The 13,594-nt window shown below is 60.8% G+C and carries 15 protein-coding genes and 2 pseudogenes; 8 read left to right on the top strand and 9 right to left on the bottom strand.

All coding sequences use genetic code 11. The features are described 5' to 3' along the window. The first annotated feature begins 11 nt into the window (after positions 1 to 11). Entirely contained in the window at positions 12 to 500 is a 489-nt protein-coding gene (locus ACHMXK_RS18850; RefSeq protein ID WP_397442051.1) for a BON domain-containing protein, read from the top strand. Between the two features lie 187 nt (positions 501 to 687). On the opposite strand, the gene ACHMXK_RS18845 is transcribed toward ACHMXK_RS18850, so the two are convergent. From ACHMXK_RS18845 to ACHMXK_RS18830, 4 genes are all read right to left on the bottom strand, one after another. Then, entirely contained in the window at positions 688 to 1,002 is a 315-nt protein-coding gene (locus ACHMXK_RS18845) for a BON domain-containing protein (RefSeq protein ID WP_397442050.1), read from the bottom strand. Positions 1,003 to 1,155: 153 nt separating this feature from the next. Next, positions 1,156 to 1,524, bottom strand: coding sequence for a YqjD family protein (locus ACHMXK_RS18840; protein ID WP_397442049.1), 369 nt, complete (start codon positions 1,522 to 1,524; stop codon positions 1,156 to 1,158). Positions 1,525 to 1,558: 34 nt separating this feature from the next. Further along, positions 1,559 to 1,723, bottom strand: a complete 165-nt coding sequence (locus ACHMXK_RS18835; RefSeq protein ID WP_397442048.1) for a DUF1328 domain-containing protein — start codon at positions 1,721 to 1,723, stop codon at positions 1,559 to 1,561. A 226-nt stretch (positions 1,724 to 1,949) separates the two neighbouring features. Further along, the gene (locus ACHMXK_RS18830; RefSeq protein ID WP_397442047.1) at positions 1,950 to 3,299 is read right to left on the bottom strand and encodes a CHASE3 domain-containing protein; all 1,350 of its coding nucleotides are present in this window, start codon (positions 3,297 to 3,299) and stop codon (positions 1,950 to 1,952) included. Positions 3,300 to 3,433: 134 nt separating this feature from the next. Here ACHMXK_RS18830 and ACHMXK_RS18825 point away from each other — a divergent pair, with 134 nt between their 5' ends. Further along, positions 3,434 to 4,066: a response regulator gene (locus ACHMXK_RS18825; RefSeq protein ID WP_397442046.1), complete on the top strand. Its 633-nt coding sequence runs from the start codon at positions 3,434 to 3,436 to the stop codon at positions 4,064 to 4,066. Here ACHMXK_RS18825 and ACHMXK_RS18820 read toward each other — a convergent pair whose 3' ends face one another. Further along, a complete protein-coding gene (locus tag ACHMXK_RS18820) occupies positions 4,067 to 4,456 on the bottom strand; it encodes a response regulator (RefSeq protein ID WP_397442045.1) in 390 nt (129 codons plus the stop codon). Between the two features lie 341 nt (positions 4,457 to 4,797). Here ACHMXK_RS18820 and ACHMXK_RS18815 point away from each other — a divergent pair, with 341 nt between their 5' ends. Then, the gene (locus ACHMXK_RS18815; protein ID WP_397442044.1) at positions 4,798 to 6,759 is read left to right on the top strand and encodes an AsmA family protein; all 1,962 of its coding nucleotides are present in this window, start codon (positions 4,798 to 4,800) and stop codon (positions 6,757 to 6,759) included. A 100-nt stretch (positions 6,760 to 6,859) separates the two neighbouring features. Here the strand turns inward: ACHMXK_RS18815 and ACHMXK_RS18810 are convergent. The 3 genes and pseudogenes from ACHMXK_RS18810 to gpmA all read right to left on the bottom strand — a co-directional run bounded on the left by ACHMXK_RS18810 (position 6,860) and on the right by gpmA (position 10,094). Beyond that, positions 6,860 to 7,617: pseudogene (locus ACHMXK_RS18810) on the bottom strand (HesA/MoeB/ThiF family protein). A 94-nt stretch (positions 7,618 to 7,711) separates the two neighbouring features. Further along, positions 7,712 to 9,149: pseudogene (locus ACHMXK_RS18805) on the bottom strand (S41 family peptidase). Positions 9,150 to 9,350: 201 nt separating this feature from the next. After that, entirely contained in the window at positions 9,351 to 10,094 is a 744-nt protein-coding gene (gene gpmA / locus ACHMXK_RS18800) for a 2,3-diphosphoglycerate-dependent phosphoglycerate mutase (protein WP_397442043.1), read from the bottom strand. 146 nt (positions 10,095 to 10,240) lie between these two features. Here gpmA and ACHMXK_RS18795 point away from each other — a divergent pair, with 146 nt between their 5' ends. The 4 genes from ACHMXK_RS18795 (at position 10,241) to ACHMXK_RS18780 (ending at position 12,599) form a co-directional block, all read left to right on the top strand. Continuing rightward, on the top strand, positions 10,241 to 10,651 hold the full coding sequence (locus ACHMXK_RS18795; RefSeq protein ID WP_397442042.1) for a rhodanese-like domain-containing protein: 411 nt from the start codon (positions 10,241 to 10,243) through the stop codon (positions 10,649 to 10,651). Between the two features lie 41 nt (positions 10,652 to 10,692). Continuing rightward, positions 10,693 to 10,950, top strand: a complete 258-nt coding sequence (grxC, locus tag ACHMXK_RS18790; protein WP_397442041.1) for a glutaredoxin 3 — start codon at positions 10,693 to 10,695, stop codon at positions 10,948 to 10,950. A gap of 109 nt (positions 10,951 to 11,059) precedes the next feature. Then, a complete protein-coding gene (secB, locus tag ACHMXK_RS18785) occupies positions 11,060 to 11,527 on the top strand; it encodes a protein-export chaperone SecB (RefSeq protein ID WP_397442040.1) in 468 nt (155 codons plus the stop codon). 28 nt (positions 11,528 to 11,555) lie between these two features. Continuing rightward, a complete protein-coding gene (locus ACHMXK_RS18780) occupies positions 11,556 to 12,599 on the top strand; it encodes an NAD(P)H-dependent glycerol-3-phosphate dehydrogenase (RefSeq protein WP_397442039.1) in 1,044 nt (347 codons plus the stop codon). Between the two features lie 128 nt (positions 12,600 to 12,727). Here ACHMXK_RS18780 and ACHMXK_RS18775 read toward each other — a convergent pair whose 3' ends face one another. Next, entirely contained in the window at positions 12,728 to 13,084 is a 357-nt protein-coding gene (locus ACHMXK_RS18775) for a hypothetical protein (protein WP_397442038.1), read from the bottom strand. Positions 13,085 to 13,272: 188 nt separating this feature from the next. On the opposite strand from ACHMXK_RS18775, the gene ACHMXK_RS18770 reads away from it, so the two are divergent. Further along, positions 13,273 to 13,575 (top strand): YqjD family protein, encoded by a 303-nt coding sequence (locus tag ACHMXK_RS18770; RefSeq protein ID WP_397442037.1) that lies wholly within the window; start codon positions 13,273 to 13,275, stop codon positions 13,573 to 13,575. Positions 13,576 to 13,594: the final 19 nt, after the last annotated feature.

The raw sequence follows: 13,594 nt of genomic DNA, 5'->3' as shown, positions 1-13,594 counted from the left end.
AGGAGATTTTTATGAATTCCCATCTGACCCCCAGCAGCCGAACGGCCCTGACGGTGGCCTGTTCCATGGCCCTGTTGTTGGCGCTGTCTGCCTGCAACAAGCAGGACAGCGGTAAAAGCGTTGGTGAAAGTATCGATTTAGGCATGGCCAAAACCGAGCAGGCGGCCAAGGCCGCCAAAGACAAAGCCGCAGCGTCCATGGACAGTGCCGGCAATGCCATGAAAAACGCCACCAAGGAGGCCGAAGCGGCAGGGAGCAAGGCCGCTGGCGCGATGGCTGAAAAAATCGACGACATTGCCATTACCACCTCGGTCTCCACCGGTCTGGCGAAAGACCCGGACCTGAGCCTCACCAAGATCAATGTGGACACCAAGGACGGCGTGGTAACCCTGAATGGCCCGGCGCCCACGGCGGCCGCTAAAGACAGGGCGACCGACATCGCCAAACAGGTCAAGGGTGTGACCTCGGTCAACAACCAACTGGTCATCAAAGCCAGCTGATCACCCGCACGCGACCGCCCCTGCCGGGTACCAGGCAGGGGCTTTTTTTATGCGTGTCGCGTGGTGCATCCAAGCCCTCGCTCAACAAATCCGGCGCATAAAAAAGCAGGGCCAGTCGTGTTTGACGACGGACCCTGCGCGCAGGCTGGCAAACCTGCCAGCCCGGGTTGGTTGCGTGATGGCTAGATCAAGGACGAACCACGATGTCGTTGCGCACCGCACGCACGTTCTTGGTGTCGCGTGCCAGGGTTTCCGCCTGGGATTTCTCGGTGGCCGATTTGGCAAAGCCGGACAACTGCACCGTGCCGTTCAAGGTTTCCACGCTGATGGCGGTGGCGGAGACCGACTTGTCGGACGCAAATTTGGCTTTCACGGCGGTGGTGATGGCGGCGTCATCGATGTAGGCGCCTGCCGTCTCCTGGCCGCGCCCCACGGCGCAGCCGGTGCTGATGATGGTGATGCCGGCAAGGGCGGCGAATGCAATGGCGCGAGCGTATTTCATGAATTCTCCTGAAGGGTTCTGGATTTAGGGTGGTGCGCTGAGTTGGAAAGCTGGCCGACTGACGGCACCACGCCGGTCGGTTTGCGTAAGGGATGGATCACAAGCCGCTGTGTGGCCGGCCTGGGGTATCAAAGCCCGCCTGGTCTCGACCGGTCAACGGGAATCGCGATGGCGCACAGCCGATACCAGCCACGCGAGCGCCGCACCCACGGTCGCGGCAATCAGCACGGACTTGACCGGTTCGTTGGCCACGTAACGTGTGGTGGCGTCGGCATAACGGTGCACAGACTGTTGTGCCCGTTCGCGGGCTTCGGCTGCCATGTCCAGGCTTTGGCGCGCCAGCTTTTGGGCCTGGCTCGCGAGTTTGTCGACCATGGGGTCCACACTGCCACGCAACTGGCCGAATTTGCTTTCCGCCTGGTCCACGGCATGTTCGACGCCGTTGAGCACCTGGTCGGACAGTTGGCGCGTGGTGGACAGGGTTTGCTGGGTCGATGGAAGGTCAGGGTTTGGCGTTTTCATGGGGAAAATCCTTTATGGCAAAACAGGGGGGATGTCAGTTTCTTTTCATCAGGCCGATCACGAAGCTGACGACAGCCATGACCGCAAAGATGACAAACAGAATCTTGGCAATTTCGACGGCGCCGGCCGCGATACCGCCAAAACCAAACACGGCGGCAATCAACGCGATCACCAGGAACACAACGGCATAGTGCAGCATGTCAATCTCCTTGCGGGATGAGGCCCGGGTTACGGCGCTCGCAATTCAAACACCTGCCGCAAGGTTACGCGGCAGTCATCCATCGGCTCATCGGTGAGGGCCGGTTGGCCCTGTCGGCCGGTGTGATGGCGTGGTGTAGGACGCTACCGATCAGTCTTCGGTGGCGGAGCGCGATGTATGCACGCGTGTTGCGGCACGTGTGAGCGCTGCTTTTTTGAGCGCCGGCTCAGGGCGTCAAAGCGCTTTTGGGCAAGACCGCAAAAATGCGCGCGCCCTGCCCGGGACTGGAGGTGACCGTCAGCCGGCCGCCCGCAGCTTCCACCCGATGCCTCATGCCGGTCAGGCCGTGGCTGGTGGGCCGGGCCTGAGTGCTGTCAAAACCCTTGCCGTCATCCTTGACCTCGACCGTGATGTAGCCGTCAAAGTTGTGCAGGCTGACGTCTGCGTGCTGGGCCTCGGCGTATTTGCCCATGTTGGTCAGCGACTCCTGCACCAGCCGGTACACCGTGAGCTGGGCCGAACCGCCCAGCTCCACCATTTCAAGATCGGTGGTGATGCTGAGCCCCGAGCGGTCCTCGAATTCGCGCGTCAAAATCTCCAGCGAGGCCACCAGGCCCAGGTGCGACAAGGAGGAAGGCCGCAAGTCTTCCACAATGCGGCGCTTCAGCGCGATGCCGCTGTTGAGTGTTTCGACCAGATGCTGCAGGCGTTCGGTGGCTTCGGGCGAAATCACGCCCAGCCGCGACTTGATGCGGGCCACGTCGAGTTTGGCCGCCGTCAGCAGGGCGCCGAGTTCATCGTGCAGTTCACGGGCCAGGTGGCCGCGTTCGTCTTCCCGCACCTGTTGCAGGTGGGTGGCCAGCTCGGCCAGTGTGGCGGTACGGTCCCGCACTTCCTTGTCCAACTGATCGCGCTCGCGCTGCAGAGAGGCCTGCTCGCGCCGACCGGCGTCCAGCAAGGCCCGGGTTTGCCGCAGGTACATGTAAAACGCCAGCAAGCCTGCCAGCGCCATCAGGGCGATGCCCAGGCGCGAGAGTTGCAGCGAACGTGTTATCTGGGCCTGGGCCGTGCGCATTTTGAGGTCGCTGGACTGGATCAATTTGGTGATCTGGCTGCGGATGGCATTCATCTGCTCCATGCCTACATCGGTGGTCAGCACAAACTTCCAGGCTTCCTCGTTGCCTTGTTTGCGCATGCGCACGCTCAAGTCCATTTCCGCCAGCTTGCGTGACACATTGCGCGACAGCTCGCCAAATTCCGCCAGTTCTTCCTGGTAAGGGGTGTAAAGACGGCGCAGGGTGTTCAGGGTCTGGTTGAGGTCGGAGGTGGCATCGTCGTAAGGCACCAGGTACTTGGGGTCGCCCGTCAGCAGATAACCCCGCTGGCCGGTTTCGGCGTCCAGCATATGTTGCAACAACTTGTTGACGGCGCCCCGCGTTTCCTGCGCTGCTTCAATGCTGGTGGCGGCCTGGGTGGAGAGGCGAAAACCGGCTTCGTTGATGAAAATCAAAATGGCGGCCGCCAGGACTGCCAGGGGCAGGCTGATCGCCATCTTGGGTATAACAAACCATCGCATCATGATCTCCGCTCGGTTTTATGATCGATTAATCGTGAATAATCGCTATTGATAACAAAAGCCCGGGACAACACCGGACTGCGTTGAAGCTGCGTGCCATTTGGCAGCGCCGGCCTGACAACCAAGGAAATGAAATGATCAAAATCGGCATTGTCGATGACCACGCCATTGTGCGTTCGGGACTCAAGCAGTTCTTTTCCGACCAGGTCGATTTGCGCGTGGTGGGTGAAGCCGCCAGTGGCCGCGAAGCCATTGACCTGGTGCGCAACGTGGAGTTGGACATTCTGGTCATGGACCTGTCCATGCCCGGCCAGAGCGGCATTGATGCCCTGGCCATGATTCGCGCCAAGGCGCCGGACGTCGGCATTCTGATTCTCAGCGGCTACCCGGAAGAACATTACGCGGTGAACCTGATTCGCCAGGGCGCCAGCGGCTACCTGAACAAAGAGTGCGAACCGATGGAGATAGTCAACGCGATTCGTGTGATCTCGCTGGGCAAGCGCTACATCACGCCGGCCGTGGCCGAGTTGCTGGCGCAGCAACTGAATCGTAAAAATGATGTAACTCCCCATGAGCAACTTTCCGAGCGTGAGTTTCAGGTGTTCCTGAAACTGGCCAAAGGTGAAACCGCAGGTGACATCGCCAAAGCCTTGTCCCTGAGCGTGAAAACGGTCAGCACCTACAGAACCCGTGTGATGGAAAAAATGAGTCTCTCGTCCAACAGCGACCTGACCTATTACGCGCTGAAGAACAAGTTGATCGACTGATCAATTGGCGGCGCCGCGTAACTCGTATTGCGCCACGCAATAGTCCACCAGCGCGTCGATTTCATTGGACTTGTCAAAAACAGCGTCCACGCCGAGCTGGATACAGCGCTTGCGGATATCCACCGTGGCGTAGTTGCTGAGCACAATCACTTTTTGATGGGCCAGGCGGTTGCGGCAGGCTTCCAGCACGCCCAACCCGCTGCCTTGTTTCAGGAACAGGTCCACGATGGCCAGATCCCAGGACTGGTCTTTATCCTTGAGCCATGCTTTGGCCTCGTTTTCCGTTTCCGCCGTGCCCATTGCATCAATGTTTGCAAGTTCTTCAAGCGTGGCGATGAGGTTGTCACGGATCGTGGCGTTGTCTTCGACGATATAAGTTTTGAGTCCCACTGATCTTCAATCGAAAGGCTGAATACTGACTTCAGCAGCTGTAGGCGCGGTTGTGACGGTTGTTGCCTGATGAAATACGCTTGTTAACTAATGTATCCAAGGCGGCGAACAGATTTTGACAGGGCGAGGGTGGCTTGGACGTAGGACGTCTCCTACAAGCCTGTCTGTAGGTACACGCTGACAGCAGGCCATGGCTGTAACCGATGGTTTATCTGCCGTTGACGGCAGAAACTGCATCAATCACGGATTTTTCCGCCATCGCCTTAAAACCCGATTCTTCGCTGCCGACCTCCTTGTCGGCGCCTGTTTGTTTTCCCCCACAAGAATCGCATGCACCACCTATGAACCCTTCCCAACAAGCCGCTCCCCGGACACGTCGTGTGTGGTGGCGCTGGATGGCCGCAGGTGTTGCGGCACTTTTGCTGGTACTGGTCTTGGTCGTGGTATTTTTTCCGTGGGACTGGTTGCGTGGTCCGGTCAACCGTTATGTCAGCGAGCGGACCGGACGGCACTTTGAGATCACACGCCGCCTTGATGTGAAATTGGGGCTGACGTCCCGCGTGATGGCCGACGGCATCGAGTTTGCCAACCCGGCCTGGGCACGCGATCCTTATCTGGTCAAAGCCGAGGCTGCGGAGTTGGATATCAAGCTCTGGCCCCTGCTGCGTGGCCAGGTGGAGTTGCCGCGGGTCAGTCTGCGCCAGCCGGTGTTTGGCCTGCAAATGCAGGCCGACGGGCGACGCACCTGGGCGCTGGGTAAGGATACGGCGGACACCGGCACTGTGCCCGTGGTTGATTTGCTGCTGGTGGACCAGGGCACACTCAACTACTTGGCACAAGCACAGGGGGCCGACATCAAAGCCGAATTTGTCATCACCGATACGGCCGGCGCCGTGCCAGGGGCCACCACGCCGGCGCAGGCCATGCCGCTGAGCTACAAGGCACGCGGCACCTGGAAAAAAGAGGCCTTTTTGGCCCAAGGGCGGACCGGCAGCGTGCTTCAGCTGAGCGACACCAAGGCCCATCCTTTTCCGGTCGACATCAAAGCCAGTGCCGGGCGTACGAGTTTGCAGGCCAGTGGCAGCATAGGCAATCTGGCGGCGCTGGACGGCCTGGACCTCAACTTTGACCTGAAGGGCCAGACCTGGGCCGACCTCTACAACCTGCTGGGGGTGGTGTTGCCGGACACACCGCCTTATGCCCTGCGTGGGCACTTGGCCAAGCAGGGGGCAGTGTGGAAGGTGGCGGGCCTTCAGGGGCGTCTGGGGCAGTCGGATATCTCCGGCAACCTGGTTTACGACCGCTCGGACCGGCTCGCCTTGTTGTCCGGCAAACTCCAGTCCAGGGCGCTGGATTTCGAGGACCTGGGGCCGCTGGTGGGGGTGCCGTCCGACCGGTCGGGCAAGACCACCAAAACCATTGCCAAGAGCCAGCCCTCGTCGGCGGCCAAACAGGTGCAGGCCGCCGGCAAAGTGCTGCCCTCAGCGACGCTGGACCTGGCGCGTCTGAGCAGTATGAATGCCGACATCCTCTACAAAGTAGACGAGGTCAAAAATGCCAAGGGGCTGCCGCTGGAGCGCCTCGATGCCCATATCCGCCTGACAGACGGTGTGTTGCAACTGGACCCGCTGGACATGGGTGTGGCGGGCGGCAAACTGGTCGGCCAGATTCGCCTTGACGCGAATGCCAAGCCCGTCATGGTGCAGGCCAGGCTGGATGCCCGTACCTTGCAGCTGAACCGACTTTTTCCCCACATCGAGCGAACCGAAGGTAGTCTGGGCAAACTCAATGGCCGGATTGACCTGACGGGGCACGGCAACTCCGTCGCGCAAGTGCTGGGCTCTTCGTCAGGCACGGTGGCCTTGCTAATGGGCAAGGGCGAACTCAGCAATATTCTTCTTGAATTCATGGGCCTGGACGGTGGCGAGATCATCAAATTCCTGGTGGAAGGCGACAGAAACGTCAATTTGCGCTGCGCGGCTGCGGCCTTTGACGTGAAGCAGGGTCTGATGAGCAGCCGGGCGATTTTGCTGGACACCTCCGACACGGTGATCAACGGCAAAGGCCAGATCAGTCTGGCCCATGAAACGCTGGATTTGGTGCTGTACCCGCAACCCAAGGATCACAGCATCCTGAGTCTGCGCTCCCCCTTGAAAATCACAGGCACGTTTGCCGCGCCGTCGGCCTTTCCGGACAAGGCCGCGTTGGCGGGCCGGGCGGGGTATCGCTGTGCTGCTGGGTGTCATCAATCCGTTGCTGGCCCTAGCGGCGACGGTGGAAACCGGCCCAGGCAAAGACGCTGATTGCGAACGTGTGCTGGCCATGGCCAGTCCGGTGAAACCGCCGGAGAAACCTGCCCCGGCCACTGCCGCGGTCAAATAAGCGGCCGTCGGGAACAGGCTCTTAATGGGCCTCGCGGCTGCCGCAAACCGGACAAGCGGGATTGCGGGCGATGCGCACTTCGTTCCACTCCATGTTGCGGCCGTCCAGCATCAACAAGCGGCCGGTCAGTGGCCGGCCAATGCCGCAAAGCAGCTTGAGCGCTTCGGCCGCCTGCACGGTGCCCACAATGCCCACCAGCGGCGCAAACACACCCATGGTGGCGCAGTTGGCTTCTTCCACGGCTTCAGAGGGGGGAACACGCAGGCATAACAGGCCGCGTTGTCCTGGCGCGGGTCATACACCGCCACCTGGCCATCAAACCGAATGGCCGCACCTGAGACCAGCGGCTTGTGGTGTTTCACGCAGGCCCGGTTGATCGCCTGGCGCGTCGCAAAGTTGTCGCTGCAGTCCAGCACCAGATCGGCTTGCGGCACCAGTTCGTCCAGCACGGCCGCATCGGCGCGTTGGGTGACGGGTACAACCTGGACATCGGGATTGATGGCGGCAATCGCCGTCTGCACCGACTGCGCTTTGAACTGCCCGACGCGCGCGAGCGTGTGGGCAATCTGCCGCTGCAGGTTGGTGGTGTCCACCTGGTCGTCGTCCACCACGGTGATTCGTCCGACACCGGCGCTGCCCAGATACAGCGCGACCGGAGAACCCAGGCCGCCGGCACCCACCATCAGGACGTGTGAGGCCAGCAATTGGTTCTGGCCTTCCACCCCGACTTCATCGAGCAGGATGTGGCGGGAATAACGCAGCAACTGGGTATCGTTCATGGACGGGCGTACCCGGACGTGCGGGCGATGGTTCAGGAAAGAACCAGGGCTGCAGACCTTGCGGCCTGCGCCCCGGCGGGTGGCTGATCGAGGATCAGTTTTCTTTCTTCTCTTCCTTGCGCTCAACCATGGTTTTGCTGACCAGCACGGGGCGGCCCTTGAGCTGGTTGAGGGCTTGTGCGAGCTGGAAGTCCTTGTCGCTGCCGAATTCGGGCGGACGGCGTTGCTCGGGGCTCTTTCTGGACTCTTCTTCCAGGCGCTTGAGGGCTTCTTCGCGGGCTTTTTCACGGCCCGGGTCTTTCACCTCGGCGCCCTGGCCGCTGGCCAGGTGTTTTTCCAGATCGGCTTCACGCGTGCGCAAGGCGGCAAATGGGCTGCCTTCCAGGGTGTCGTCCACCATCACATCAGGCACGATGCCTTTGGCCTGGATCGACTTGCCGCTGGGTGTGTAATAGCGGGCTGTGGTGAGTTTCAGGCCGGTATCGGGGCCCAGCGGCCGCACGGTTTGCACCGAGCCTTTGCCGAAGGTCTGGTTGCCCATGATGGTGGCGCGTTTGTAGTCCTGCAGGGCGCCGGCCACAATTTCGCTGGCCGAGGCAGAACCTTCGTTGACCAGCACCACCAGCGGCACGGTCTTGAGGGCGGCGGGCAGGCGCTTGAGCGGATCGGCGGCATTGCGGCGCTGGTAAAACTCGGGCGCGGCCTTGTAGGTGAACTTGCTTTCCGCCAATTGGCCATTGGTGGACACCACGGTGACGTTTTCGGGCAAAAAGGCGGCTGACACGGCAACGGCGGCATCCAACAGGCCGCCCGGGTCGTTGCGCAGATCCAGCACCAGCCCTTTGAGGTGGGGTTCCTGCTTGTAAATCTGCTCCAGCTTGGAAACAAAGTCCTCGACCGTGCGTTCCTGGAACTGGCTCAGGCGAATCCAGGCGTAACCCGGTTCGACCACCTTGCTGCGCACCGACTGGGTGCGGATTTCTTCACGCGTGATGGTCACAGGGAAGGTGCGGTTTTCATCCTTGCGGAAGATCATCAGCACGACTTTGGTCTTGGGCTCGCCGCGCATTTTCTTGACGGCTTCGTTGAGCGACAGGCCTTTGACCGCGGTGTCGTCGATTTTGGTGATCAGGTCGTTGGGCTTGAGGCCGGCGCGATCGGCCGGTGAGCCTTCAATGGGGGATACCACCTTGACCAGGCCGTCTTCCTGCGAAATCTCGATGCCGACGCCGACAAAACGACCGGTCGTGCCTTCGCGGAATTCCTTGAAGGATTTTTTGTCGAAATACACCGAATGCGGGTCCAGGCTGGCGACCATGCCGGAGATGGCGTCGGAGATGAGTTTTTTTCTCGTCCACCGGCTCGACATAGTCTGTCTTGACCATGCCGAAAACCGCGGCCAGTTGCTGCAGTTCTTCCAGGGGCAGGGGGCTGATCCCGCCGCGTGCGACAGCCTGCAATTGCACGGTGGTCAGGGCGCCAGCCACCGCGCCGACGGAGATCCAGCCTGCTATCTTGAGTTTCTGACCCATAAAAAAACCTTCATTCGCCTTGAAAGACAGTTGTCACAGAATTTAAACCAATATACACCCAGGACAAAGGCCTTGGCCGGCGGTTCCCGTCTCCGGCGTGGGCTGCGGCCGGAAATGTTTCAAATCCTGCCGGCTTTTACCGTGGGTTGACATGAAACAGGCGCCGGCCGCGGCGAAAAGCCCTCACGGGGCAGGGTTTTTTCAGGCCTTGCCCTGGGCGGCGACGGCGGCCGCGGCTTTGGCAATCGCCTCGCTGTCGCCAAGGTAATAGTGGCGCAGGGGTTTCAGGTCGGCATCCAGTTCGTAGACCAGCGGAATGCCGTTGGGAATGTTCAGGCCCACGATGTCTTCGTCGGCAATGTTGTCCAGGTATTTGACCAGGGCGCGTATCGAGTTGCCGTGGGCGGCCACCACAATCCGTTTGCCGGCGCGTATGGCCGGGGCCATGGCTTCGTTCCAGAAAGGCAGGACGCGGGCCACGGTGTCTTTCAGGCACTCGGTCAGCGGCACCTCGCCGGGTTTGAGCTTGGCGTAACGCGGGTCGTCGCGTTCGCAGCGCGGGTCGTTGGCTTCGAGGGGCGGCGGCGGTGTGTCGTAACTGCGGCGCCAGACCAGCACCTGCTCGTCGCCGTATTTCTTGGCGGTTTCGGCCTTGTTCAGTCCTTGCAGGTTGCCGTAATGGCGCTCGTTGAGACGCCAGCTATGCACCACCGGCAACCAGGTGCGGTCCATCTCGTCGAGGGTGTGCCAGAGTGTGCGGGTCGCGCGTTTGAGCACGCTGGTGTAGGCCACGTCGAAATCGTAACCTTCTTTTTTGAGCAATTGCCCGGCGGCGATGGCTTGTTTCACGCCGGTAGGTGTCAGGTCCACATCGACCCAGCCGGTGAAACGGTTTTCCAGGTTCCAGGTTGATTCGCCGTGGCGGATGAGCACAAGTTTGTACATGGTTGAAGCAGTCGAGTGGGCGTTAAAAAAAGCAGGGCCAAAGGAAAAATAGGGGGAAACAAGGTTTTCAAGGGCCTGGGCCCGGCCTTGTTCACCCCCTGCATTCTAAAATCAGTGCTTAACTGCAAAACCCTGAAGGACTTAACGTGAAATTTCTCATCGACAACTGGATGCTGATCGGCATTGCGCTGGCATCCGGCGGCATGCTGCTGTGGCCCCTGATTTCCAGCGGCATGGCGGCCGGCTCACTCAGTGCCAGCGGGGCTGTGCAACTGATCAACCGCGACAAAGCCGTGGTCATCGACGTCAGCGAAGCCGAGGAATTCGCCGCTGGCCATGTGACGGGTGCGAAAAACATTCCGCTGGGCCAGCTCGAAGAAAAACTGCCAGGCGCCGTGAAAAACAAGGGCTTGCCACTGATCCTGGTGTGCCCCACGGGTGCGCGGGCCAACCGGGCGCTGGCGGTGGCCAAGAAACTTGGCTACGAGCAGGCCCAATGCCTGGGCGGCGGGCTGAAATCCTGGAAAGCCGCTAACCTTCCGCTTGAGAAGGCCTGAACCCCTTAGTGCCTGTTGACCCGACCCGGAGAGATTGATTGATGCAAACCGTCAAGATGTACCTGACTGCCAGCTGCCCCTACTGCGTGCACGCCAAACAACTGCTCAAGCAGCGCGGTGTGACCGCCATTGAAGAAATCCGTGTCGACATGCAGCCGGACGAACGTCTGAAAATGATGGAAATCACCGGACGCCGGACGGTGCCGCAGATTTTTATTGGCGACACCCACGTGGGCGGCTGTGACGACCTGGTGGCGCTGGACGGCCGGGGCGGCTTGTTGCCCCTGTTGAGCGCCTGATTTTTCCGGGCCGTTCTGGCGCCAGCGCGTCGGGGACTGCTGAGATAATGCGCCCAGCCTGCTGTCCCAACAGCGGGTTTTATTTTTAAAGCAATTCGAAAGATTCACCATGGCCGAAGCCAACCTCGATCCCGTGTTCCAGATCCAGCGCGTCTACCTGAAAGACGTTTCGCTCGAGCAGCCCAATTCGCCTGAAATCCTGCTCAACCAGGAGCAGCCCGCGGTCGACATTCAGCTCGGCGTGGACGCCCAACCGATCACCGACGGCCTGTACGAAGTCAGCGTGACCGCCACCGTGCACACCAAGATCGGCGACAAGACCGTGTTCATGGTCGAAGCCAAACAAGCCGGCATTTTTGAAGTCCGCAACATGCCCGCCGAACAACTGAACGCGATCCTGGGCATTGCCTGCCCGCAAATCGTCTATCCGTATTTGCGCGGCAATGTGGCCGACGTGATCCAGCGTGGTGGTTTCCCCCCGGTCAACCTGGCCGAAATCAACTTCCAGGCCATGTTTGATCAGCAGCAAGCCGCTGCCGCATCGGCCGCACAGGAAGCCCCGCAAATCATCGTTTAAGGGCGGCTGAACCCGTCCCCGCATCGCCATGAAAATTGCCGTCATAGGCGCCGGGGCCTGGGGCACGGCGCTGGCCATCAGTGCTGCCGCTTCTGCCGGCGCATCGGCGCCGCGCCACAAGGTCACCTTGTGGGCGCGGGATGCCGCGCAACTGGCGGCGCTGCAGTCGCAGCGGGTCAATACACGTTATTTGCCGGGCATCGCTCTGCCCGACACCCTGGTCTTGGCCGGTGGCTCCGAGGCTTCGCTGGACGCTGCGCTGCACGGTCAGGATCTGATCGTGATCGCCACGCCGATTGCCGCCTTGCGCGGCATGTTGCTGCGCCTGCAGCAGGTGCGTGTGCCGGTGGCCTGGCTTTGCAAGGGGTTTGAAGCCCCGGTCGCCGATGTGGCCTCATCTTCCAAGCCTTTTGGGCTCCTAGCCCATGAAATACGGGCGCAAGTAGCTATCAATTTAAGAGCGGGCGCGCTCAGCGGCCCGAGTTTTGCGCAAGAGGTGGCGCGCGGCCAGCCGACCGCGCTGGTGGCTGCCAGCGAACATGCCGAGGTGCGCGACGCGCTGGTGGCCGCATTTCACGGCCCGACACTGCGTATTTATGCCAACGACGACATCATTGGTGTGGAGGTCGGCGGTGCGGTTAAAAACGTCTTGGCGATTGCCACCGGCCTGTGCGACGGCCTGAACCTGGGGCTCAACGCCCGGGCTGCCTTGATCACGCGCGGCCTGGCCGAAATCACCCGTTTGGGGCTGGCCTTGGGCGCCCGTTTTGACACCTTCACCGGCCTGTCGGGCCTGGGTGATCTGGTGTTGACCGCCACCGGTGACCTGAGCCGCAACCGCAAGGTGGGTTTGCTGCTGGCGCAAGGCCAGTCCCTGCAGCAGGCGGTGCAATCGCTGGGCCATGTGGCCGAAGGCGTGTATTGCGCCCGCACGGTGGTGCAACGCGCCGCCGGCCTGGGTGTGGACATGCCGATCTCCCGCGGCGTGGTCGCCTTGCTGGACGGCCAGATGGAGCCGGCCGCGGCGGTGGCGGCGCTGATGGGGCGTGACCCGACGGCTGAGCTGAGTTGATGCAGGAAAGCCGCGGCCAAGCGGTTTTTTTTGCCTTTGTCACCTGGTTTGAGTATCAAATTGGTCTCTGGCCCAGTAGATGTGGGTGCAAGAAGCTATTAAAAAGAGAGCAACTATGGGCTTTCAACTCAGCCGCGCTGCTGCAGTTTTTCAATCCGCTCCTCGGTGCGCGACAGCAAATACCACCACTCACTGTCGTCACTCCGGTAGGTGCGCACGGCGCCGGCCCGAACCAGGATCTTGCGCAGCTCATCGTCCTCAAAACCACCCAGGTGTTTTTTCAAAACATCAAACGAACGGTCGGTGAAACTTTTGTGGCTCAGGAAATGGCGAGCGGTTTCTTCGGCCATGAATTCCGTTTTGTATTGCTGCTGCAAAGCCTGGATCTGGTGCTTGAACTGCTGCCGGTTCACGGCAAACGTGACCAGTGCGCCGACCAGCGTGCCGAGCAGGGTGAACAGTGGTGTCAAGAGGTTAGGGTCCATGGCGGGCTGGGTGGTGGGTTGAGGTGGCTTGATTGTGCCGAATCGGGTTGCGAGCGGAGCGCCGCTTGGGCCTTGTACGGCGCAGAATGTTTTGACCCCGCGGCCAATTCTGGTTAACCTGAGTCATCTCGTCAGGCCGACGGTTGGGACTGCGCCTGACCCTTACTCAAACCACCTGGGAACACTCCATGGAAAACACTGGCAAAGACAAATTGATCACCGATATGAAAGTGGTTCTCTCCGACGTGGATGACTTGCTGAAGTCGGCGGCTGCCGCCACCGGCGACACCGCTGCCGCCCTGCGTGAAAAAGCCGCTGGCAAGCTGAAAGTGGCCACGGAAAAACTGTCCGGGCTGCAGGAGGCCGCGCGTGTCAAGGGCAAAGAGGCGGCCAGGTATACCGACGACTATGTCCACGCCCACCCCTGGCAGGCCGTGGGCATTGCTGCGGCCGCCGGCTTCCTGATTGGCCTGCTGGTCAACCGCAAATAATGGTGGAGATCACACGGCG

This window comes from Polaromonas sp. UC242_47 (assembly GCF_044452385.1).
Classification (GTDB): domain Bacteria; phylum Pseudomonadota; class Gammaproteobacteria; order Burkholderiales; family Burkholderiaceae_C; genus Polaromonas.
This window is presented reverse-complemented; position numbering and strand designations above follow the sequence as displayed.